Annotated in this window: 26 protein-coding genes and 1 pseudogene; 5 read left to right on the forward strand and 22 right to left on the reverse strand. The window is 50.4% G+C overall.

Translation table 11 applies throughout. The features are described 5' to 3' along the window. Nucleotides 1–21: 21 nt before the first annotated feature. The 12 genes and pseudogenes from F1381_RS21885 to F1381_RS21935 all read right to left on the reverse strand — a co-directional run bounded on the left by F1381_RS21885 (nt 22) and on the right by F1381_RS21935 (nt 8,394). Nucleotides 22–1,050 carry a glycoside hydrolase family 88/105 protein gene (locus F1381_RS21885; protein ID WP_151736972.1) on the reverse strand — a complete coding sequence of 343 codons (1,029 nt, stop codon included), beginning with the start codon at nt 1,048–1,050 and terminating at the stop codon, nt 22–24. A gap of 207 nt (nt 1,051–1,257) precedes the next feature. Then, nucleotides 1,258–2,148 carry a class I SAM-dependent methyltransferase gene (locus F1381_RS21890; protein ID WP_151736973.1) on the reverse strand — a complete coding sequence of 297 codons (891 nt, stop codon included), beginning with the start codon at nt 2,146–2,148 and terminating at the stop codon, nt 1,258–1,260. Nucleotides 2,149–2,216: 68 nt separating this feature from the next. Then, on the reverse strand, nt 2,217–2,618 hold the full coding sequence (locus F1381_RS21895) for an RrF2 family transcriptional regulator (protein ID WP_151736974.1): 402 nt from the start codon (nt 2,616–2,618) through the stop codon (nt 2,217–2,219). Nucleotides 2,619–2,825: 207 nt separating this feature from the next. Next, nucleotides 2,826–3,359 (reverse strand): MFS transporter, encoded by a 534-nt coding sequence (locus F1381_RS21900; RefSeq protein WP_151736975.1) that lies wholly within the window; start codon nt 3,357–3,359, stop codon nt 2,826–2,828. Between the two features lie 67 nt (nt 3,360–3,426). After that, nucleotides 3,427–3,540: a DUF6254 family protein gene (locus F1381_RS28625; protein ID WP_222850471.1), complete on the reverse strand. Its 114-nt coding sequence runs from the start codon at nt 3,538–3,540 to the stop codon at nt 3,427–3,429. A 189-nt stretch (nt 3,541–3,729) separates the two neighbouring features. Beyond that, entirely contained in the window at nt 3,730–4,011 is a 282-nt protein-coding gene (locus tag F1381_RS21905) for an alpha/beta-type small acid-soluble spore protein (RefSeq protein WP_151736976.1), read from the reverse strand. A gap of 112 nt (nt 4,012–4,123) precedes the next feature. Further along, a complete protein-coding gene (locus tag F1381_RS21910) occupies nt 4,124–4,867 on the reverse strand; it encodes an SDR family NAD(P)-dependent oxidoreductase (RefSeq protein ID WP_151736977.1) in 744 nt (247 codons plus the stop codon). Between the two features lie 506 nt (nt 4,868–5,373). After that, nucleotides 5,374–5,682, reverse strand: a pseudogene (locus F1381_RS21915) (aldo/keto reductase); the annotation flags it as partial. A 34-nt stretch (nt 5,683–5,716) separates the two neighbouring features. Further along, nucleotides 5,717–6,697 (reverse strand): aldo/keto reductase, encoded by a 981-nt coding sequence (locus F1381_RS21920; RefSeq protein WP_151736978.1) that lies wholly within the window; start codon nt 6,695–6,697, stop codon nt 5,717–5,719. 52 nt (nt 6,698–6,749) lie between these two features. Continuing rightward, entirely contained in the window at nt 6,750–7,139 is a 390-nt protein-coding gene (locus tag F1381_RS21925; RefSeq protein WP_151736979.1) for a MerR family transcriptional regulator, read from the reverse strand. Nucleotides 7,140–7,351: 212 nt separating this feature from the next. Continuing rightward, nucleotides 7,352–7,777 carry a MaoC family dehydratase gene (locus F1381_RS21930; RefSeq protein WP_151736980.1) on the reverse strand — a complete coding sequence of 142 codons (426 nt, stop codon included), beginning with the start codon at nt 7,775–7,777 and terminating at the stop codon, nt 7,352–7,354. A 74-nt stretch (nt 7,778–7,851) separates the two neighbouring features. Next, nucleotides 7,852–8,394 carry a GNAT family N-acetyltransferase gene (locus tag F1381_RS21935; protein WP_151736981.1) on the reverse strand — a complete coding sequence of 181 codons (543 nt, stop codon included), beginning with the start codon at nt 8,392–8,394 and terminating at the stop codon, nt 7,852–7,854. A gap of 174 nt (nt 8,395–8,568) precedes the next feature. Between F1381_RS21935 and F1381_RS21940 the strand changes: the two genes are divergently transcribed. Continuing rightward, a complete protein-coding gene (locus F1381_RS21940; RefSeq protein WP_151736982.1) occupies nt 8,569–9,207 on the forward strand; it encodes a nitroreductase family protein in 639 nt (212 codons plus the stop codon). Nucleotides 9,208–9,280: 73 nt separating this feature from the next. Further along, a complete protein-coding gene (locus F1381_RS21945) occupies nt 9,281–9,706 on the forward strand; it encodes a MarR family winged helix-turn-helix transcriptional regulator (RefSeq protein ID WP_151736983.1) in 426 nt (141 codons plus the stop codon). On the opposite strand, the gene F1381_RS21950 is transcribed toward F1381_RS21945, so the two are convergent. Then, nucleotides 9,687–10,577, reverse strand: a complete 891-nt coding sequence (locus tag F1381_RS21950; RefSeq protein ID WP_151736984.1) for a LysR family transcriptional regulator — start codon at nt 10,575–10,577, stop codon at nt 9,687–9,689. The genes F1381_RS21945 and F1381_RS21950 overlap by 20 nt on opposite strands. Before the next feature lie 133 nt (nt 10,578–10,710). On the opposite strand from F1381_RS21950, the gene F1381_RS21955 reads away from it, so the two are divergent. Continuing rightward, nucleotides 10,711–10,929 (forward strand): hypothetical protein, encoded by a 219-nt coding sequence (locus tag F1381_RS21955; RefSeq protein ID WP_151736985.1) that lies wholly within the window; start codon nt 10,711–10,713, stop codon nt 10,927–10,929. Between the two features lie 125 nt (nt 10,930–11,054). On the opposite strand, the gene F1381_RS21960 is transcribed toward F1381_RS21955, so the two are convergent. From F1381_RS21960 to F1381_RS21970, 3 genes are all read right to left on the reverse strand, one after another. After that, the gene (locus tag F1381_RS21960) at nt 11,055–11,504 is read right to left on the reverse strand and encodes an OsmC family protein (protein ID WP_151736986.1); all 450 of its coding nucleotides are present in this window, start codon (nt 11,502–11,504) and stop codon (nt 11,055–11,057) included. Between the two features lie 3 nt (nt 11,505–11,507). Continuing rightward, nucleotides 11,508–12,632, reverse strand: coding sequence for an NADH-dependent flavin oxidoreductase (locus tag F1381_RS21965; protein WP_151736987.1), 1,125 nt, complete (start codon nt 12,630–12,632; stop codon nt 11,508–11,510). A 203-nt stretch (nt 12,633–12,835) separates the two neighbouring features. Continuing rightward, nucleotides 12,836–13,282 carry an acetyltransferase gene (locus tag F1381_RS21970; protein WP_151736988.1) on the reverse strand — a complete coding sequence of 149 codons (447 nt, stop codon included), beginning with the start codon at nt 13,280–13,282 and terminating at the stop codon, nt 12,836–12,838. Between the two features lie 309 nt (nt 13,283–13,591). On the opposite strand from F1381_RS21970, the gene F1381_RS21975 reads away from it, so the two are divergent. Further along, on the forward strand, nt 13,592–13,840 hold the full coding sequence (locus F1381_RS21975; RefSeq protein ID WP_187355512.1) for a stalk domain-containing protein: 249 nt from the start codon (nt 13,592–13,594) through the stop codon (nt 13,838–13,840). Between the two features lie 87 nt (nt 13,841–13,927). On the opposite strand, the gene F1381_RS21980 is transcribed toward F1381_RS21975, so the two are convergent. The 6 genes from F1381_RS21980 to F1381_RS22005 all read right to left on the reverse strand — a co-directional run bounded on the left by F1381_RS21980 (nt 13,928) and on the right by F1381_RS22005 (nt 19,027). Further along, a complete protein-coding gene (locus F1381_RS21980) occupies nt 13,928–14,671 on the reverse strand; it encodes an amino acid ABC transporter ATP-binding protein (RefSeq protein ID WP_281349942.1) in 744 nt (247 codons plus the stop codon). A 15-nt stretch (nt 14,672–14,686) separates the two neighbouring features. Further along, a complete protein-coding gene (locus F1381_RS21985; protein ID WP_151736990.1) occupies nt 14,687–15,346 on the reverse strand; it encodes an amino acid ABC transporter permease in 660 nt (219 codons plus the stop codon). A gap of 28 nt (nt 15,347–15,374) precedes the next feature. Beyond that, nucleotides 15,375–16,148, reverse strand: a complete 774-nt coding sequence (locus F1381_RS21990; RefSeq protein WP_151736991.1) for an amino acid ABC transporter substrate-binding protein — start codon at nt 16,146–16,148, stop codon at nt 15,375–15,377. Between the two features lie 147 nt (nt 16,149–16,295). Further along, nucleotides 16,296–17,072, reverse strand: a complete 777-nt coding sequence (locus tag F1381_RS21995; protein WP_151736992.1) for a DUF817 domain-containing protein — start codon at nt 17,070–17,072, stop codon at nt 16,296–16,298. 212 nt (nt 17,073–17,284) lie between these two features. Further along, on the reverse strand, nt 17,285–18,136 hold the full coding sequence (locus F1381_RS22000; protein ID WP_151736993.1) for an aldo/keto reductase: 852 nt from the start codon (nt 18,134–18,136) through the stop codon (nt 17,285–17,287). 39 nt (nt 18,137–18,175) lie between these two features. Continuing rightward, nucleotides 18,176–19,027 carry an aldo/keto reductase gene (locus tag F1381_RS22005; RefSeq protein ID WP_151736994.1) on the reverse strand — a complete coding sequence of 284 codons (852 nt, stop codon included), beginning with the start codon at nt 19,025–19,027 and terminating at the stop codon, nt 18,176–18,178. Between the two features lie 175 nt (nt 19,028–19,202). Between F1381_RS22005 and F1381_RS22010 the strand changes: the two genes are divergently transcribed. Continuing rightward, a complete protein-coding gene (locus F1381_RS22010; protein ID WP_151737029.1) occupies nt 19,203–19,745 on the forward strand; it encodes a TetR/AcrR family transcriptional regulator in 543 nt (180 codons plus the stop codon). Nucleotides 19,746–19,830: the final 85 nt, after the last annotated feature.

Here is a 19,830-nt window from a genome sequence, read left to right on the forward strand (position 1 = left end):
CTTCCTTCGAATAAGGCAAGATTAACGGGTCTGTTCAAGAACGGCGGTAAGAAAGGCGAGCGCCAAGCCTTGGCCCCAGCCCTGCGCCCATTTCCGGTCGATCTCCAGATAACCCTGAAGGTCGTTCATCACGGCAGTGCCGCCGGAGACATTGAGCACCCGTCCGTTATCGGCGATATTCGCCAGCAGTCCGTCCAAGGCCCGGCGGATGTATTTCCCGTGCAGCGGGTTCCCCTGCATGACCATTGCCGCGCCGATTCCGGCCGTGGCCGACACTTCGCCGTAAGCTTCGGGGTAGTCAAGTACGGTACCCCAAAGCCCCTCTTCCTTCTGCAGCTTCTTGACACTTGCCAGCTGCTCACGCAAAGAGCTGGAAATATGCATGCATGGAGGGTAGAGATAGGCTTCAGGCAATACCTTGCCTACCCTGGACATCGTATAGGCTGCCCAGGCGTTGGCTCTGGCCCAGTATATTCCGGACATGTGATCCCCCTGGATATGATTATATCCATGGTACCAAAGTCCGCTGTGCTCATCCTGCAGGTAATGGATATGCCAATAGTATTGATGCAGCGCGTCATGGATGAGCGCTTTGTCCTCAAGCAGAACTCCCGCACGGAGCATGAAATAACCCGCCATGAACAGCGTATCCGCCCAGGCCTGCTCCGGAAAATCATTGGTGGGTGAGACCGTATGCTGCAGCACACGGTCGCCGAAGCGCAGGGCTTGGTTGCTTAAGTAATCCAGCTTGCTCAGGATCAGATCCAGGTACTTCTGTTCCTTGGTCTGTTCATACAGGGTGAGCAGCATATGGCCCATCGCACAGGAGTTCACGGTCCATTGCTCCGGAAGCCCAGCCTCTATATACTCTCCGCACCATTCCGCCATCCGGTCCAGATAGCGCTGTTCCCCGGTTACTTCATAAACCCGGCTTACGCCGTAATAGGCGACTCCGCAAGGCCAGTTCCAGGTCATATCCATGCCCAGAGTATAATCCACAACGCGGTCGATAACGTTCTCCAAGTCAATACCGGTAAGATTCAGCTTCAATGTGTACAGCCTCCTTTACATTAATAGGAATCATATCATCCCGCTCCTGAGGCGGTGAATGGAGAAAAAGACTCGTGGGCTTGTATGTTTCGAGCCTGCGCCCAAAGGCGCCGGAAAAGTGGAGTGCTGCCTCCCGGTGGTTTATCCTTCGATTCAACAAAAAACAGCGATTCCCCGCCGGGAACCGCTGTTTGATTCAGAAATTATTCACTTACCGGCATACATATTCTGGTCCTGCAGCCGGATCAGCACCTTGCCGAACCGGCCGCCCTGCGAGATCTCGACTGGCCCCGCAGCATAGGTCCGCTCCAGATAATCGGCAGCGATTTGCCGGGTTTGCTCGTCCGCCGGCAATCCGTATATAGGCAGCAAATGCATGGCTTCCTCCAGCGCAGCCTCACGGGAAACCGTCGCCGTCTTCATTTCTCTGGTAACGATGGATTCATAAGCATAGCCTTTCAGCAGCAGCAGCTGCTGCAAATAGGCGAATTCCATATGTCCGCTGTCCATCGCCCGGCCGCTAACCAGCGGCCAGAGCTCGTTGACCAGACTGTGCTCACGCGGGCCGACGGACAAGCTGATATAACAGAACTTCCGCGCACAGCTGAGTACCTTCTCCACACTCTCCCAACTGTCGATGACCGGACACATGGACACAAAGACAAGATCAAATGCCTGCTCCCAGCCCTCAGCCTTAATATCGATGTCCTCAAAGGGCCGGGCAACGAGGCTGACGCTCCCGTTTGTAAGCCCTGCTGAATTTTGCTGCAGCAATTCGCCCAAAGGCAGATTGGGCTCTACCGAGGTTACGCTGGCGCCTCTTTCGGCGAACGGTACACTGAACCCTCCGGACGCGGCACCTATGTCCAGGACGGTCTGGTCCGCAAAAGTGACCCCTTGCCCTTCCAGCCAGTTCATAATCCGCCTGGCCCGGCTGCGTCCCTCTTCATTCCAGGTCTGCTCGTTGAAGGTTTGGGCCTTATCGTCAAAGGTACGGGCCGGGTCCATGCCTGCTTGCTTCATCCGGGCCACCGCAGTCAGCGGGTCCCCGCTCCAAACGTTTTTCCATATGTGCTCATCTAGTAATAGCTCCTTCATCGTTATCCTCCTTTAAAGTTAACATAGATACGGAATGTCTTTGATTGTCATAAAAGAAAAACTGTCCTTTATTGAACAACCGGCATTTGCTTGGCCAGGTCAGACAGCTTCTGGTTCCGCAGGTGCTCCTCCATCTTCTGCTCTGCAGAGAGCATAACCTGCTGGATCAGGCACTCCGGACCGTGGTTCATCCCGCATTCGAATAGGGAAGCCGTGCCTTCAATGGCATGAATAACGTCAAGAAAAGATACTTCTTCCCAGTTCCGCTTGAGACGGTAGCCGCCACTCGCTCCCGAAGTGGATTCAATCATGCCCGCCTTGACCAGCTTGGTCAGAATCTTGGATAAATACGTCGTGGAAACCTGCTGCCGTTCCGCCAGCTGCTGAACGCCGATCAATTTATTCTGCGGGGAAACCGCGAGAAAAAGCATCGTGTGCAGGGCATAGTTCGTCGCTTTGGAAAATTTCATCGCCTGCTGTTCACCTCTATTGTAGACTTTATTTGTCTATAATAGCTTTAATAGGCCGTGAAGTCAATGTGCCACCCTCTCTAAGGGGGATAAAGAAGGTCAGGATGAACCCTATAACCGCAAGGCCTGCCAGAGTTAAAAATGCGGTATTGATCCCTTTACGCATACCGGCAGTAATGGATAGACCGCTATAGTCCACATTTATGGTCACCAAAGTGACGAGGAGTGCACCCAATGCAGTACACTGCTTCCCTGCTCACCCAAAATGCTGAAGCAGTATAACAGGCAACCGAAGCCCAGGCCCGAATAGGTAATAGAGCGCCTGTCCAGAACTGCCGGCCGGGTCTCCCCTACGTTCACGAGGAAGAAATAACCGGCGGCCAAATTGGCGAGCGCTACGGGTGCAACCGCATAGAACAAGAGCCGCCAGGAATGCCCTTGAATCACGAAGCCGGCAATGGTTGGTCCGAGCGCCGGAGCAAGACCGACGACAAGGCTGGCCAGACCCATTGCAGCACCCAGCTTCTCCTTCGGAAACACCTGAATAATCGTGTTTAAGAACAACGGCACCAGCAGACCCGTGCCGATCCCCTGCAGGATCCGCCCACAGAGTATCCATTCGAAGCCGTAGGAGAATCCGACCAGCACGGTGCCGCCCGTAAATGCGCCTACAGAGGCAAAGAATAACCCCCGGGTCGGATATTTCCCGATCAGAAATCCCCTATAAAAGAAGCAGATCATATCTATTTCTCTCTATAAAAAAGACTCACGGCGCTCAGCCGCAAGTCTTCTTGTCATTTGTAGTATGCTACTCTCCGCTTTCGGCGGATAATTCCTTGAGCGATTTGATTTTACCATGGGGATGCTGCTCTTGCTTCCGTGACTTCCAGGCCGCTTCTTTCCTTCTCTTCTGGTGAGCCATACAAGATAACCTCCTCAGGAAATTGAGTTGTATACTACTTTCTTATAGTGTCATAACCGGGTGGAGTTCATGCATCAAATTCCGTTATACTGTTCTGTTGGGAGGAGGAGGCTAAAATGAATCATTCTCTTAATTACTTTCCTAAAGAAAAAAGCACCCGTCAATGACGGGTGCTCATACGCATCTGAGTCAGTCTTTATTGTCCGCAAGCCGCTCCTGGGCCAGGCGGATCATTTCCCGCACCATGGCGCCGCCGATTCTACCGCCCACCTGGCCGGCGGATTCCGTATCCAGGCTGCCGTTGTAGCCGCGTTCCAGAGGTACACCCAGCTCCCTGGCGACTTCATATTTGACATCGTCGGGGCGCTCAGGGTCCACGGCATACCCTTCATTCTGCATGACGGATGCCTTGAAGCTCTGCATGCCCTGCTCTGCACCGGGAACCGCATACCTGCGTCTTCTTCTGGACATTCCGCTCCACATCCTTCTGTTTTTCTTTAAGATGTGCAGCTGCGGCGGTTATTATCCACGAATGATCGTCACCGGCCTGCTTCGCCCTGCCGAAGGCCTATTGCCTCCGGTATTATTTGGACAAGTATCCGCCATCTACAAAGAGGGTAGTGCCTGTAACAAAATCATTCTCCGCCAGGAACACGACGGCGTGAGCGATTTCTTCCGGTTGTCCGAGCCGGCCGAGTGGATGCTTGGCAACCAGACCGTCATAGAATTCACCCAAGGCTTCTTTGTTGACCATGCCGCTTTCGATGAAGCCGGGTGCTACCGCATTGACGCGGATGTTACGGTCCGCATACTCCAGCGCCAGCGATTTGGTAATCTGGTTTACAGCGCCCTTACTTGCCGCATACGGCATCGAGGTGGGTTCGCCGACCGAGCCGAGAATCGAGGAGGTGCTGATGACTGAGCCGCCGCCGGTTTTCAGCATTTCGCGGATCGCATATTTCGCACCGAAAAATACTCCGTCCTGATTAATCGCAATTACGCGCTTATATTCCTCGGCCGTCAACTCATGCGATGGCTTCTGTACGCCTACTCCCGCATTGTTGAAGATTACGTCCAATTTGCCAAACGTCTTCACCGTTTGTGCCACCAGATCTTCCACCTGCTGCTCTTCGGCTACATTCACTTTAATGAACACGACATCCTTATAAGTCTGCTTCAGTTCCTGTTCCACAGCCTTGCCGTGTTCCTCGTTGTAATCGGCAATTACCACTTTAGCGCCCTTGTCCAGAAACGCCTTAACTGTCGCCAAACCGATACCCGATGCGCCGCCGGTAATAATTGCAACCTTGTCCTGAAGTGTAGTCATGATGTTTGCCTCCAATATAATTGTAATAAAAACTCTGCTTTCTTTTAGTACGTAGAGATCGTTAAGTGATTAACTATATTACTTATATTAAACCTTTAACTATATAAAGTCAATAAGCTTATCTAAAGTAAGTTAGTGAAAAACGTAACAAGCAGCGTGAGGTTCTTATAAATCCGTTTCTGGAAGCGTGCTGGTCATTTGCCGTCTACAGAAACAAGGAAGGACACCAAAGCCAGCGTCCTTCCTGTGTAACAAATAATATTCCTGTTATCCGGCCTTATGATCCAAAGGAATAATTGACAATAAAATAGCTACCCGTACGAGATCCGCGCGCTCGCCAACCCGGCACCTGAAGCCGTCCGGCTCAGGCGCCGGTATTCTTAGCTGCCGGCAAAAGAAAAGGGCTATCTCCGTCAGCCAAGCATGGCACTCGGGAAATAGCCCGTTTTACTTTTTTTATGAATGAATCTTCACACTGCCGATTTGCTTGACAATTTCGGGATCTACAAATCCAGATAGTCCAGCTGCAATTTGCGGAGCGAATCGGCGAAAGCCTGCTTCGTGCGCTCATATCCCGCATTCTGCACCCACAGCTTGGTGGTTACGAAGATCTCTTCCCGGGGAATACCGCTCCGGATGATCGCCCGCCCTACCGCTTCTTCATTCATATAAGCCGCTGCGGTATCAATCAGCCGGTATCCGGCCGCCAGTGCGTCGTATACACTTTGCTCACATTCCGCCTCATCCCTGATTTGGTATACACCGAAGCCGAGAATCGGCATTTCTACACCGTTGTTTAAAGTCACTTTCTGAATAACAGTATCCTCTTATCTATAGTATTGTTTACGCTTATTGCGGACCCACGACCGGGTGCGGAACATACGGCTCTTCCAGGAAGGAGATTTCTTCTGGGGTAAGCTTTACCGACAACGCGGCGATGCCGTCCTCCAGATGCTTCATTTTGGTCACGCCGATGATCGGGGAGGTGACCGGAGACTGGTGCAGCAGCCAGGCCAGGGCAATTTGCGCACGCGGAACCCCGTGTTGCTCTGCAACAGAAGCTACCCGCTCCGCGATGAGCCGGTCGGCGTCCTGCATGGCATCGTACTTATTGCGCTGCACCTGGTCGGTTTCGGAACGGAGCGTCGATTCCGTCCAGTCTCTGGTCAGCCTTCCGGAGGCCAGCGGGCTGTACGGGATGACGCCGATCTTCTCTTCCCGGCACAGCGGCAGCATCTCCCGTTCTTCCTCGCGGTACATCAGGTTGTAATGGTTCTGCATGGAGACGAACCGGGTCCAGCCGTGCTTCTCGGCGACATGATTGGCCTTCAGGAACTGCCAGGCGTACATGGCGGATGCGCCGATATACCGGACCTTACCCGCTTTTACAACATCATGGAGCGCCTCCATCGTCTCCTCAATCGGCGTGTTATAATCCCAGCGGTGAATCTGGTAGAGATCCACATAATCGGTTCCCAGCCGTTTGAGGCTTTTGTCGACCTCGCTCATGATCGCTTTCCGGGACAGTCCTGCCCCATTCGGCCCTTCATGCATCCGGAAGTATACCTTGGTGGCAATCACCACTTCATCCCGGTTTGCATATTCCTTGAGCGCTCTGCCGACAATCTCCTCGCTTGTCCCGTCTGCATACACATTGGCCGTATCGAAGAAATTAATGCCGGACTCCAGGGCCTGCCGGATAATCGGCCGGCTCTGCTCTTCATTCAGCAGCCACGGATGAACCCAGCGCTCCTTGTCCCCGAAGCTCATACAGCCCATACACAGCCGGGATACTTCCATTCCCGTATTGCCAAGCCTTACATAATCCATGCTACACAGCTCCTTTGGCTTGAATTAAGATTCATAGCGGTTGCGCAACGAGTTATTCAGGCTGTTGCTTAAGCGTTTTTTCTTTCAGCAGAATAGTCTGCTCATACCGCTCAATCTTATCGTCGAGCCGCAGCAGCGTGCTTGTCAGCTCTTCGATCTTCTCCGCGAGCCGGCCGCGCTGTTCGACCAGCAGCCCTTTGCGCGTTTCCAGCGTGTTATCGCCCTGCCGGGACAATGTGACATACTCGATCAGCATCTCTACAGGAAGTCCTGCACCTTGACGCATGCATTTGATGAAATCGACCCATTTGCAGTCCTCTTCCGTATAGGACCTTATACCGCTTTTGTTGCGGTGAACCGGCGGGATCAGGCCGATGCGTTCATAGTAGCGGAGCGTATCCTGCGAGAGATTGAATTTTTCGCTGACTTCGGCAATCGACATGGACAACCTCTTCACCTTCTTTCTTCGTTCTTGCCTGCAAGAAAAGCTTACTACCTGAAGTTAACTCCAGGTCAAGGTTTTTTTCAAGAATAGTGTCGGCTAACGTCGGGCCCTTCAAACCGGGTGACAGAACGCAAAAAATGCTGGCGGAAATGAGACTCTGACCAAACAGAAAGGCAACCGACTCTGGAGTCCGTTGCCTTTCTTCGCAGCTATAGTTTGACCAGTACGGTCAATTCACCCTCAAACACCTTATCTTGCCTTTCGTTATACGTCCGCAGGAAGACCGTTACGAGTCCCGTCTCATTCGCTTTTTCCCGGAGATTAGTAACCTCTACGACCGTGTGCAGTTCATCCCCCGGATAGACCGGCTTGATGAAACGGATATGATCCATGGCAGTTCCCGCTATGATATCGTCGCCGTAGACCCCTGTCTCCACCCACAGCTTGAAGGAAAGCGCCATCGTCTGAATGCCTGAAGCGATAATACCTTTGAATCTGCCCTGGGCAGCTTTCGTTTCGTCCACGTGCATGTACTGGGGATCGAATTCGGCGGCGAACGAGGTTATATCCTCTTGGGTCAGCCGTATGGATTTGGTCGTGAAGGTTTGACCGGTATAAAATTCATGAAACCGCATGGATACACCCCTCTATCTATTAGTAGCTAATAGAGTATATCACATCCGCTATAATCGCCGGATACATCACCTCTTCAGACATCCCCGGACGGATTGAGAATGGCCAGCACCTGATGGTCCTCCCACACCCCGTTTATTTTTACATTGGCCTTAGAGATCCCTTCTTTGTGAAATCCGGCATGCTCCAGGACACGGATAGACCCGGGATTGCGGGGAGATACTTCTCCATAGATCCGGTGAAACTTCAGCTCCTGGAAAGCATAATGAACCGCCTGCTTCACAGCCTCGGTCATGTAGCCTTTTCCGTTGTACGCCTGGTCCAGATTGTAACCGATCATGCAGCTCTGAAGGGGTCCCCGTATCACAAAGGACAGTCCGACATTTCCGATAATCCGGCCATCCCCGCGCAGACCAACCACAAAATCATATTTACGGTCTTCCTCCCGCGCGGCTCTGCCGGAGCGGATCAATTCAAGCTGGTATTGCTCCGTGTAAAACTCTTCGGGTACTGCGGGAGAATAGGCGGCGAAGAACTCGCGGTTACGCTTGAGCATAGCCGTTATTTCGGCAGCGTCACCTTCCTCCGGAAAGCGGAGGAACACTTGCGGATTGAACATCTTCATCATCTCCATCATTGTTGTTCCATAAATCCACAGGCTACTACGCCAGTGCAACTTTAAAAATGTTCTTGCTTTCGCTCCCTATCTGCGTTATATTTGATGCATCAAACATTGACTAGTCAAATATTGATGGGTCAAATAAATAGATCAACTACCAAGGAGAGAAACCCAATGAAAAAATTTCAGCAGACCAACGACTTCAACGAGATTGTATATGGACGCCGGTCCATTAAAACCTACGATCCTTCTGTTAAAATCAGCAGAGAAGAAATGACGCAAATTCTGGAGGAAGCAAGTACAGCCCCATCCTCCATCAACATGCAGCCTTGGCGCTTCCTGGTCATCGACAGTGAAGAAGGCAAGCAGAAGCTCGCTCCGCTGTCGCGCTTCAACAAAGAGAAGGTCCTGCAGGCTTCCGCGGTCATTGCGATCTTCGGAGACAAGAACAACTTCGATTACGCCGAAGAAATTTACGGCAAAGCGGTTGAACTGGGATACATGCCCCAGGAGGTCAAAGAGTACCAGCTGAACGCATTCAAGCCTCTCTATTCGCAAATCTCCGATGAAGACATGCGCGATATTATGCTGCTTGACGCAGGTCTGGTATCCATGCAGCTGATGCTAGTGGCCCGGGCGCACGGGTATGACACCAACCCGATCGGCGGCTACGAGAAGGATCAGATCGCCGAGGCCTTCGGACTGGAGAAAGACCGTTATCTTCCGGTAATGCTGCTTACCATCGGCAAGGCTGCGAGCGAAGGCTTTACCTCTTACCGTCTGCCGGTTGACAGAACTACAGTTTGGGCGTAAACTTCTTGATACTTTTACCCGGGAGACGGAGACCCCTCCGTCTCCTTTCACTTCACAATAAGGAGGGACCTTTATGAATTGTTCGATGGAGCAAGAAGGCATTCTATACCTGCTCAAGAAGATGGGCAATGAGCTTAGCCCCAAGTTCGAGCGCTGCACGGGCATCGGTTCATCGCGTTACGATTTATTGTATCAATTGTACAATGCGGACGAGCTAACCCAAAGCGGTTTGCAAAAAGCTGTCCATATTGACAGCGCCGCAATTACCCGCCACTTAAAGCAGCTGGAGTCCGAAGGCATGGTGTCCCGCAGACGCAATCCCGAAGACCAGCGGGTCACCTTCGTCAAGCTCACCGATTCCGGCCGGAATGTCATCGTGAATTTCAACAAAGAGCGGACAGAATTCATCCGGCAATTGCTCCACGGATTCAGCGAAGACGAGATGAATGTGCTTACGGACATGCTTAACCGGATGCATCTCAATTTGAAGGATCTCTGAATTCGGCATCCGGCAGCTCTTCTTTCAGAATCGAAATCAATTCCCGGAAAGCACTCGTCATATACAGATCGCGCCGCCGGATGAAGACGGTGGGAACGTTGCCGTACCGCTCCGGAAACGGATAGCAGCGCAGGCCGTCTTTTACAGTGAGCCGTTCATAATACGACGAGGGCAGGACGGCGAAGCCGATCCCCGCTTTGACGCAGCCCAGCAGTCCTTCCATTGTGCCGAATTGCATGACTTTGGCTAACCGGAACCCTTCCTCACGCAGCCACTCCTCCAGCTTCATCGGATAGATACAGTCCGAATTCAAGCTTAACAGCGTTTTGCCTTGAATCGAGGACAGCCCTCTGTACTCCAGCGTATCGGGAACAATCAGTGCCAAATGCTCGTTAATGATCAGCTCCTGGATGATCTCCGGATGCTCTACGGGTCCGTCCATGAAGGCTCCCATAATGGAATATTGCAAAACCGCCTCAATCAGCTGCTCGATTCGGCCAATGTCCAGATGAACCTCAACGTCCGGGAACCTGGTGCGGTATGCCGATAGAATACCCGGCAGCCTTACGGCAGCCGTGGTGTCGGACCCGATGGTGATGGAGCCCTTCGGCACGGGAGAATCCTGTACTGCTTTTTCAGCCTCAATTAGGAGGTTAAGGATCTTCTCCGTGTACTCCAGCAGTGTCTGACCCGCCGAGGTTAATGTAATCCCCTTACTATGCCTGTAGAACAGCGGGGTCTGCAGCTCCTGCTCCAGCTGCTGAATCCGTGCAGTCACATTGGACTGTACATAGTTTAGACTATGAGCCGCTCTGGAAATGCTGCCTTCCTCGGCCACACTTTTGAATACCTTCAATAAGCCGATATCCATATCCGCCGTTCCCCTCCTCTGCCAGGCTATCACTCCCAGTGATGTCCCTCCATCATTTCCCTTCATTATACATGATCTCTTAAAACGAATATGATGAATTTATAAAGAAACCAATCATAAAGGAGCGCTAAGAATGACTGACAAAACATGGAGATTTAGAGATGGACGCGGAAGAGAGATCGTGATGAGCGCCAGCGACATCCGGAGCGTTCAGGATATTATTGAACTTATGAACAGGGATGAGCATCCGGAAATCCGCAAGAATGAGACAGCTATGAGTAAAAATAAGCAAAGAGCAGCGTTGAGCCTAGTTGGCGGGCGGGGGGTTAAGCGGCATCATCCGTCGGCTTAAGGATTCTCTTCGCGTATGTAAGCGTTATCTAAAGATGGCGGCTGCAGCTGGCATGCATGCTGAAAGCAGGGGGATGAAATCCCCCCTGCTTCGGAGCATGGCCGGTTTCTTCCGTATAACAAGTTTCAGTCTCCTGCTGTCAGCACAACCGGCTCTGTGGTTATTTGCACATTGCCGGCTACCGCTCTGGAGATCATGCAGGAGCTCTCGGCTTTGTAGGCGAGCCGCAGGGTTTTCTGTACAGCTTCTTCTGTTGCCTCACCGGCCAGTGTTATAACCGGCAGATGCCTGATGGCCTCGTAGGTGAAGATGTTGTTCGTGACATCCACCGTGGCCTCAGACGTTAAAGTTAAGCTTACCGGCTCGATGGATGATCGTTCCAGCATCGCTGCCAGCGTAATCAGATAACAGGTGGCGGCAGCACCGAGCAGCATCTCGTCCGGGTTCGTGCCGACGCCAGGTCCGCCCATTTCCTGCGGAATGGAAATATCGGTCTTCAGCTGGCCGGCGTCAATCGTCCCTGTGCTGTTCCGTCCGCCGTTCCAGACCGCATTCAAGACAAACGGATGCTTCATGCCTTACTCATCCACTACCGGAAACCATCCGGGAACGTGAATAATCATATTCCATAACGGATCCGGTATGACCAGTCTTTCCTGGTCCTGCTTGGACAGTGTTACCGCAATGTGCTCCTCGTTGCCCGATTCGACCTTCTCCACCCAGTCCGGTTCGATAATCAGCTCGCGGCCAAGCGCCAGCAGCGGCACTCCGGTGCCCAGGGCATCCAGCGCTTCGTCCGGCGTATGAATGAAGCCCACGCCGATGACCGGAACCCGGCCTCCGACACGCTCCAGAATCCATTCCATTCTCGTTCTGGAAGGCTCCGCGCCCCGTCTCGGCTTGGACCAGAACTCATTAAGCGACACATGAATGTAATCCAGGCCCTTCTCTTTAATCGCATCCAGCAGAATGAACGTTTCTTCCATCGTCAGCCCCGGCGTCTCCGGTTCTTCCGGGGAGAAGCGGTAACCGATGATGAACGGAGCCGTTGCGTGCTTCTGGACCACCGCCTGGACCCGGTCAATAACCTCCAGCGGGAAGGTCAAACGCTTATGCGCATCACCGCCGAACCGGTCTTCTCTGCGGTTGGAATGCGGGGAGACAAACTGCTGGATCAGATAGCCGTTCGCCCCGTGAATTTCTACTCCGTCGAACCCGGCGGCAATCGCCCGGCGGGTCGCCTCGGCGAAATCGGTAATGATCTGTTCGACTTCGGCCTCTGTCAGCTCCCGTGGTACTGGTGAGCCCGGCCTTTCGCTGGCGACGGCGCTTGGTGCCACGACATCGCCTCCTACTTCTTCCGGCGGGCACTGGCGTCCGCCGTGGAAGATCTGCAGCACAGCTTTGGCCCCCTGCTGCTTAATGGTGCCGGCCAGCTGTGACAGGCCCGGAATGAACGCATCGTCTGTTGCCGCGAATTGGTCTTTAAACCCTTTTCCGTTTGGCGAGACATAGGTTACAGCGGTGATGACCATACCTGCTCCGCCGGAACGCCGTGCATAATAAGCCAGCTCCGCCTGGGAGACCGTGCCGTCCTCATTGGATGAGGAATGGGTCATCGGTGCCATGACGATTCTGTTCTTCAAGGTGATTCCATTCGGCAATGGCACATTCTCAAAGATTGGACTGTATTTCGGATTCATCGCTTCCACTCCCTCTAGTTATTAATAAGTATGGTTAGAGACTTCAAGTATCTTACTTAAACAATTATAGTTACTTTAATTCAATAATTCAAAGATTCGGCTTGCTTGCATAATAAGCATTATGCCCGCTTTCCTTATCGACATGCTTTTCATAAGCGGACGCCATTTTATTATAGCTTACGATCAGGGGTCTTTAATCCGCCTTACTCAGGCTGAGCCATGTGGATTAGGGGGTAAGGTCTCCCCGAGTCATCGCTCTCCGACCGTCCAACCGGCTTAAATCCGCAGCGCAGATAGAACCGGCAGGCCGCCTCATTTTGCTCATTGACATCGACCTGCAGCGGCTTGCCTTTAAGGGCTTCAATATGCGCAATCAGGCGCCGTCCTGTTCCTCTGCCGAAATGCTGCGGATCTACGAAGAGTGTATCAATCTTCTGCCCTTCCACTCCAATAAAGCCTAGAAGCGCGCCGATACCGTCAACCGCCACCCATAGCTCAGACGTTCTCAACGCGCCTTCCTCTACAAACTGATGATAATAATCGAAATCTGCCTCCGTCAAAAAGTGGTGAGTAGCCCTGACGGCCTTGTACCAAATCTCCACCAGCTTAGGGTAGTCTTGCTCCTGAAAAGCAGTTACCGTTATTGTCATATGAAATCACTCCCATATTTTCAGCCTACGCATGGGAGATTGTACCATAGGGTGCGTTCTCCGGGCCACACTGACGGGCAATGATTGAATGCGACTTTTTGCATAAACACTTATATTCTATTGATGGTAGAGGTGCAAAAATAAGATGTATCTGGTGAGTGAATTTTCAAACCCGCAAGGGAAACAGGTATATTCTGTATATGATACAGTTGCACAGAAAAAAGTCCGTGACATCGAACTGCCCTACACTCAATACCCGTGGAATGTCACTTGGCTAATTATTTCACCTACACACGTCCCTGGAAGATCATGTATAATGATAAATCGTTAATTTACACCCATCAGCCTGCTTTTTTGGGCGTGAACGATTTGTTGTATTGCCCAGTCAAAGACTTGGCAACCGCGCTGGGCGCAGGTATAAGTCTAAAAGAAAGACAGGTAGTTCTCTCTTTAAAAAACAAGCAGACTACAGTCGATTTAGATAGTAAGGATGTCCTTATTCAGGACGGAGTCGTCTATGTCCCGGTCAAAGCGATTGTGCTGAAGCTGGGATTTTAATCAAGTAAATCCTGATCCCGAAAAAAGAGGCGGACCCAGCAGCCATTTCATGGCTTATGGGTCCGCCCCTTCTTCGTTATCCAACCGTCAATCCCTGGTTAAAAATGCCTTCGTCCGCTCCAGCTGCGGATTCCCGAAGATTTGCTCCGGCGTCCCCGATTCAGCGATCTCGCCGTTGTCCATAAAGAACACCCTGTCGGCTACATCTCGGGCGAAGCTCATCTCATGCGTGACAATCATCATCGTCATGTTCTCGTCGGCCAGCTGACGGATAACCCGCAGCACCTCACCGGTCAGCTCGGGATCAAGCGCCGAGGTCGGCTCGTCGAACAGCAGAATGTCCGGGTCCAGCATCAGCGCTCTGGCAATGGCTACCCGCTGCTTCTGTCCGCCCGACAGCATCGAAGGATATACATCGGCTTTATCGGCAAGCCCGACCTTGGACAGCAGTTCCAGGCTCCGGGCAGCAATGGCTTCCGGACTCGCCTTCTTGAGCGTTCTTGGCGCCAGCTCCAGATTCCCCCGCACCGTCAGATGGGGAAACAGGTTGAAGTGCTGAAACACCATCCCCATGGTGGAGGTAATCTTACGGATATCGGCAGCGGCCGCATATTTCCCGTTCTGCACAAGCGGCTTGCCGTGGATCAGGATGCTGCCGCCGTTCACCTCTTCGAGATGGACCAGACTGCGCAGCATCGTGCTTTTACCGGAGCCGGATGGTCCGATCACCGCCACCGCCTCTCCGGGCGTCACCGAGAAGCTGACTTTCTTCAGCACATCCAGGCTGCCGAAGGATTTCTGTAATTGTTGAACTTCTATCATACTGCTCATTCCCAAACAGTCCTTCTACTCGAATTTGAAACGTTTCTCCAGCGCCTTAAAGAACAAGGTCAGCACCAGTGTCATCAGCAAATAAATAATACCTGCTACAACGAATGGCGTTACCGTAAAGTCACGGTTCACTGCCGTCTTTGCATAGTTGAGCAGCTCCGGTACGGCTACGGCATACAGCAGGGCGGTATCTTTTACCAGAGTAATCGACTCATTGGCTACCGCGGGCAGAGCTACACGGAACATCTGAGCCAGTATAACCTTGCGCAGGGTCTGCCATTTACTGAGCCCCAGTACCTTAGCGGCCTCATGCTGCCCTTTGTCGATTGAGAGCAGTCCGCCGCGGAAGATCTCGGCAAAATAGGCGCCGTAATTCAGCACGAAGCCGAGAGCGGCGGCGACGAACCGGTCGAACACCAGATACTCCCCGATTACCGGAATCTGCGGCAGCCCGAAGCAGAAGAACAGCAGCTGCAGCAGCAGCGGGGTGCCCCGCATGACGTAAATATAAGTGTGTGCAATCCAGGCCAGCGGCTTGAACCGGCTCTTCGCCATCAGCGTCACCAGCATCCCCAGCGGGATGGACAGGACGATAACGATCAGGAACAGCAAAATCGTTGTACGTGCGCCTTCCAGCATCGGCCCGGAAATTTGAATAATATAATCTATATCCATTGCTTCAACCGACTCCTAATAACCTGTCTTAATTCAGTACCTTATCTTCCCCGAACCATTTGGTGGATATTTCGGCGGCGGTGCCGTCGCTGCTCAGCTCGTCGAGTGCATTCTGCAGCTCATCCAGGAGCTCTTCATTGCCTTTCTTGATGCCTACTCCATACTGCTCGGGCGCAAGCGACTCATCCAGCAGCTTATAGGTGTCCGGTTCAATCGACATATAGTATCTGGCTACCACTTCGTCAATGACAACGCCGTCCAGGCGTCCCGATTTCAAGTCGGTCAGGGCCAGCACATTATCGGAAAATTCGGATACGCCGGCTACCTCGTCTTTGATTGGACTTGCATTCAGGGCATCGGCTGCGGAAGACAAGCTCTGCAGGCCAACTTCCTTGCCGGCAAGATCACTGAGCTGAGCCAGTTCAGAATCCGCCGGTACGACCACAACCTGGCTGTTCTCCAGATAAGGCTTGGTGAACAATACCTTCTCTTTGCGCTCATCCGTAATGGTATAGCCGTTCCAGATCATATCGATACGTCCGCTGTTCAGCTCCGATTCCTTGGCCGACCAGTCGATCGGCTGGAAGGTAACTTCTTTGCCCATTTTATCAGCGGCAGCTTTGGCATAATCAATGTCAAACCCGACAATCTCATTGTTCTCGTCGCGGAAGCCCATCGGTGCAAACTTGTCGTCAATGCCAATGACCAGCTTACCGTCTCCGTTATCCGAACCCGAGCAACCCGATATTGCAGCCACCGCTGCAATAGACACCAATAATACTCCCAATTTCCGTCTCTTCATCTCTTTCTACTCCCCCTAGTAAGTTGCTTGCGGCATCTGGCGCTTTAGTTCGCTACCACGTTATCAGACTATCATAATAACACATCATGTGAATTGCGTCGACAATAAAAAGAAAGACTCCCGTACGGCAGGAGTCTTCAGAGAAGTTTAAGAGGCACCGCTCTCCCGGTTCGCCTTTACATGCTTAAGCTGCGCGACAATGATGACGCTGATAATCACCAGCAGGAACCAGGAGCTGATCTTGCTGAAGCTGACCGGCTGCCAGACCTGATGCTGGTCCGGGTACTTCCAGGCATTGAAGAAGGTGGCGATATTCTCGGCCAGCCAGATGAAGAATCCGACGATAGCGAAGGCCAGCGTCAATGGCATCCGGTAGGTAACCGTCCGTACCCGGTAGATAATCCAGGTTCGCCAGAAGACAACAACGACTAGCGCCGTCAGCCACCAGCGGAAATCCGGAATGAAATGGTGCGTGAAAAAATTCAGGTAGATGGCCCCTCCCAGCAGGCCCGAACTCAGCAGGCCCGGCCAGCCGGTCATATCCATCTGCAGTCTGCGCCAGATCTGACACATGAAGCTGGCAACACTAGCATACATAAAGCCGCTGTAAAGCGGGACTCCGAACAGCTTGGTGAGCCCCGGCTCCGGATAAGCCCATGAGCCCATATGCACCTTATAAACCTCTAGCAGTAAGCCGATGATGTGGAAGACGCAGATCACCTTGATCTCATCAAGTGTCTCCAGGCCGGAGCGGTACATTAGATATTGCACAGTCAGCAGTACCAGCAGAATCAGATCATAGCGGTGGATATAAGGCACATTGATGATTCCGGACAGGGCCAGCGTTCCGAAAATCGCTGACGGAAAGATGCAGCTCATCGCCTGGTGGTAGCCAAAGTGCAGAAGCTGAGTGATTGACTTCATTGAAATCCCCCTTGCAGAACAATGCATAATTATCGTAAATCAATAAAATAATATTAATTTATAATATATTATTATTGTGCTGGAAGTAAAGATATTCGGGATACATTACTGATTCCTTAAAAGAAGCAGCGGCAGAACAAGACTCAATCAATAAAGTCTTGGACTGCCGCTGTTGTTGTTCATCTAACGATTCTCAGCAATTTCGTGTCCGATTATTCATGTACTTTTAAGCTATTTAGCATTTCTGCTGATGCAGCTTGTAAATAGTCGATTAATTCACTGCGTCCTAAATCTAACTCAGCAATTTTCCCCATATCTTCTTTAGTTAATTCAAAATCAAAAACATCCAAGTTTTGTTTCATATGTTTTGGATTAGTTGATTTTGGAATCACTATGACCCCCCGTTGAATATGCCAGCGTAAAACAACTTGACCTACTGATTTTCCGTGAGCTTCTGCAATTTCTAATAATGCTGGATTCATGAAAATATTTTTACCGCCTTGGGCAAATGGCCCCCATGATTCGATTTGAACACCGTATTTTTTCATGGTTTCACTGGCAATTTTCTGTTGAAAGAATGGGTGTGTTTCCACTTGATTCAAAACCGGAGCGACTTTATTATTGATAATTAAGTCAGCTAAGCGAGCATCGTCAAAGTTACTAACGCCAATCGCGCGAACTTTTTTACCGTCATATAATTCTTCCATAGCACGCCATGCACCATAATAGTCACCAAATGGTTGATGAATTAAGTAAAGGTCTAAATAATCCAAACCTAATCTATCTAAAGAAGCTTGGTAAGCACCTTTCGCAGCTTCGTAGCTTGCATCTTGAACCCATAGTTTTGTGGTGATAAAAAAATCTTCACGAGGCACACCACTTTTAGCGATTGCTCGTCCAACAGCTTCTTCATTAAAATAAGCAGCTGAAGTATCGAAAGAACGAAACCCCGCTGTAATTGCCTCTCCGACGATTCGTTCACACTCTTCCATGTCCGTGATTTGATAAACACCAAAACCGATAATGGGCATTTTCACTCCATTATTTAATGTTACATATTCCATAATAAGTCTCTCCTTTGAAGGGTTATTGATTTTCTGTGCTTACTCACCAATCTTATAATTACCCATCCATTTAACGATTTCAGGGTCGGTATGAGAAAAGAACAAACTCTTGCCTGTATCTAACGCAGCAATCTTATCCATATCTTCTTTGCTTAACTCAAAGTCGAAGATATTAAAGTTTTCGATTATTCTTTCCTTACGAACAGATTTTGGAATCACAACAATCCCTCTTTGTGTAAACCAACGTAAAACCACCTGAGCGACTGATCTATTATGCCTTTCAGCTATTGATACCAAAATTTTGTTTTGGAATAGATTGTTTCTTCCTTCCGCAAAAGGTCCCCATGACTCAATCTGAACGTTGTGCTCTTTCATAACTTTTTGACTCTCGATTTGCTGATTGAATGGATGAGTTTCGACCTGATTTACTGCGGGAGCAACTTCGTTATGAAGAATTAAGTCCACCACCCGGTCGGGATAGAAGTTGCTAACACCAATTGCTCTGATCTTACCCTCAAGGTACAACTCCTCCATAGCACGCCAAGAACCATACACATCACCAAATGGCTGATGGATTAAATATAAATCTAAATAATCCATTTGTAGTTTTTCTAGAGATTTTGCGAATGCTATCTTAGTGTTCCCGTATCCAGCATCCTGTACCCAAAGTTTTGTCGTAATGAATAGTTCTTCTCTTGGGACACCGCTTCGTTTGATGGCTTTTCCCACCGATTCTTCATTCAAATAAGTAGCAGCGGTATCAATCAGGCGATAGCCTGCCATAATGGCGTCGTAAACAGCCTGTTCACATTGCTCGGGATCTTCAATTTGAAAAACGCCAAAGCCCAAAATCGGCATCTCTACACCGTTGTTTAAGATTACTTTTTGCATATGAACCTCCAAAGTTAGACATAAAAAATTTTCCACTCGGATGGAATAATCCTCACATGTGTATTATTATATGAGATATAGTATTACCGCAATAACCAGATGGGGATTATCCGTGGATTATGTAACAGAAATCATGATATTGGGGATTATTTATGCGAAAGTTGGTGGATTTCATATGTCTAAAGTGGATCGTCGAATATTAAAGTCACAAGAAGCGATTAAAAAAGCCGTCATTGAATTGATGCTTGAAAAAGAATTTGATCACATTACGATGCAGGAAATTTCTGACCGAGCAAACGTTGACCGTAAAACGATCTATCATCATTACAAGGATAAATACGACTTATTGGATAAGCTCATTGAAGAACATTTGCAGGAGCTTTGGGACATTTGCTACTCTGAATCTGATACGGCCAAAGTTCATTTAACCTGGTTTGAATACTTTGAAAGCAAATATGCATTCTTTTCGGCTATGTTGGCCAGTAAAGGAGCTCCATATTTTCGTAATCAATTCCTTGAATTTGTTATAAAGGATATCCGAGATGGGTGGGATATGATTGAGGGAAAAGAAAGCGGATTAAACGAGGAAGTTTTGGTACAATTTTTCGCACCTGCATACGTAGGGTTAGTAGAATGGTGGTTTACGAAAGGTATGCCATATCCTCCTCGTGTGATGGAAGAACAAGTGTTGATCTTGTTAGAAAAGAATTTATCTTAAAGCAATAAAACCAAGAAATGTCGGTTCCGCTTCTGAATCATCGACAGCAAATACCGTCGCCATTACAAACTAAAAGTATCGTCGA

It is taken from the genome of Paenibacillus tengchongensis (assembly GCF_008973665.1).
Lineage (GTDB): Bacteria > Bacillota > Bacilli > Paenibacillales > Paenibacillaceae > Paenibacillus_AQ > Paenibacillus_AQ tengchongensis.

Bases quoted from the DNA above. Each gene is read 5' to 3' on its own strand.
- F1381_RS21890 (WP_151736973.1), bottom strand. From the start codon at position 2,148: ATGAAGGAGCTATTACTAGATGAGCACATATGGAAAAACGTTTGGAGC.
- F1381_RS21895 (WP_151736974.1), bottom strand. From the start codon at position 2,618: ATGAAATTTTCCAAAGCGACGAACTATGCCCTGCACACGATGCTTTTT.
- F1381_RS21900 (WP_151736975.1), bottom strand. From the start codon at position 3,359: ATGATCTGCTTCTTTTATAGGGGATTTCTGATCGGGAAATATCCGACC.
- F1381_RS28625 (WP_222850471.1), bottom strand. From the start codon at position 3,540: ATGGCTCACCAGAAGAGAAGGAAAGAAGCGGCCTGGAAGTCACGGAAG.
- F1381_RS21905 (WP_151736976.1), bottom strand. From the start codon at position 4,011: ATGTCCAGAAGAAGACGCAGGTATGCGGTTCCCGGTGCAGAGCAGGGC.
- F1381_RS21910 (WP_151736977.1), bottom strand. From the start codon at position 4,867: ATGACTACACTTCAGGACAAGGTTGCAATTATTACCGGCGGCGCATCG.
- F1381_RS21920 (WP_151736978.1), bottom strand. From the start codon at position 6,697: ATGGATTATGTAAGGCTTGGCAATACGGGAATGGAAGTATCCCGGCTG.
- F1381_RS21925 (WP_151736979.1), bottom strand. From the start codon at position 7,139: ATGTCGATTGCCGAAGTCAGCGAAAAATTCAATCTCTCGCAGGATACG.
- F1381_RS21930 (WP_151736980.1), bottom strand. From the start codon at position 7,777: ATGCGGTTTCATGAATTTTATACCGGTCAAACCTTCACGACCAAATCC.
- F1381_RS21935 (WP_151736981.1), bottom strand. From the start codon at position 8,394: ATGTTCAATCCGCAAGTGTTCCTCCGCTTTCCGGAGGAAGGTGACGCT.
- F1381_RS21940 (WP_151736982.1), top strand. From the start codon at position 8,569: ATGAAAAAATTTCAGCAGACCAACGACTTCAACGAGATTGTATATGGA.
- F1381_RS21945 (WP_151736983.1), top strand. From the start codon at position 9,281: ATGAATTGTTCGATGGAGCAAGAAGGCATTCTATACCTGCTCAAGAAG.
- F1381_RS21950 (WP_151736984.1), bottom strand. From the start codon at position 10,577: ATGGATATCGGCTTATTGAAGGTATTCAAAAGTGTGGCCGAGGAAGGC.
- F1381_RS21955 (WP_151736985.1), top strand. From the start codon at position 10,711: ATGACTGACAAAACATGGAGATTTAGAGATGGACGCGGAAGAGAGATC.
- F1381_RS21960 (WP_151736986.1), bottom strand. From the start codon at position 11,504: ATGAAGCATCCGTTTGTCTTGAATGCGGTCTGGAACGGCGGACGGAAC.
- F1381_RS21965 (WP_151736987.1), bottom strand. From the start codon at position 12,632: ATGAATCCGAAATACAGTCCAATCTTTGAGAATGTGCCATTGCCGAAT.
- F1381_RS21970 (WP_151736988.1), bottom strand. From the start codon at position 13,282: ATGACAATAACGGTAACTGCTTTTCAGGAGCAAGACTACCCTAAGCTG.
- F1381_RS21975 (WP_187355512.1), top strand. From the start codon at position 13,592: ATGTATAATGATAAATCGTTAATTTACACCCATCAGCCTGCTTTTTTG.
- F1381_RS21980 (WP_281349942.1), bottom strand. From the start codon at position 14,671: ATGAGCAGTATGATAGAAGTTCAACAATTACAGAAATCCTTCGGCAGC.
- F1381_RS21985 (WP_151736990.1), bottom strand. From the start codon at position 15,346: ATGGATATAGATTATATTATTCAAATTTCCGGGCCGATGCTGGAAGGC.
- F1381_RS21990 (WP_151736991.1), bottom strand. From the start codon at position 16,148: ATGAAGAGACGGAAATTGGGAGTATTATTGGTGTCTATTGCAGCGGTG.
- F1381_RS21995 (WP_151736992.1), bottom strand. From the start codon at position 17,072: ATGAAGTCAATCACTCAGCTTCTGCACTTTGGCTACCACCAGGCGATG.
- F1381_RS22000 (WP_151736993.1), bottom strand. From the start codon at position 18,136: ATGGAATATGTAACATTAAATAATGGAGTGAAAATGCCCATTATCGGT.
- F1381_RS22005 (WP_151736994.1), bottom strand. From the start codon at position 19,027: ATGCAAAAAGTAATCTTAAACAACGGTGTAGAGATGCCGATTTTGGGC.
- F1381_RS22010 (WP_151737029.1), top strand. From the start codon at position 19,203: ATGTCTAAAGTGGATCGTCGAATATTAAAGTCACAAGAAGCGATTAAA.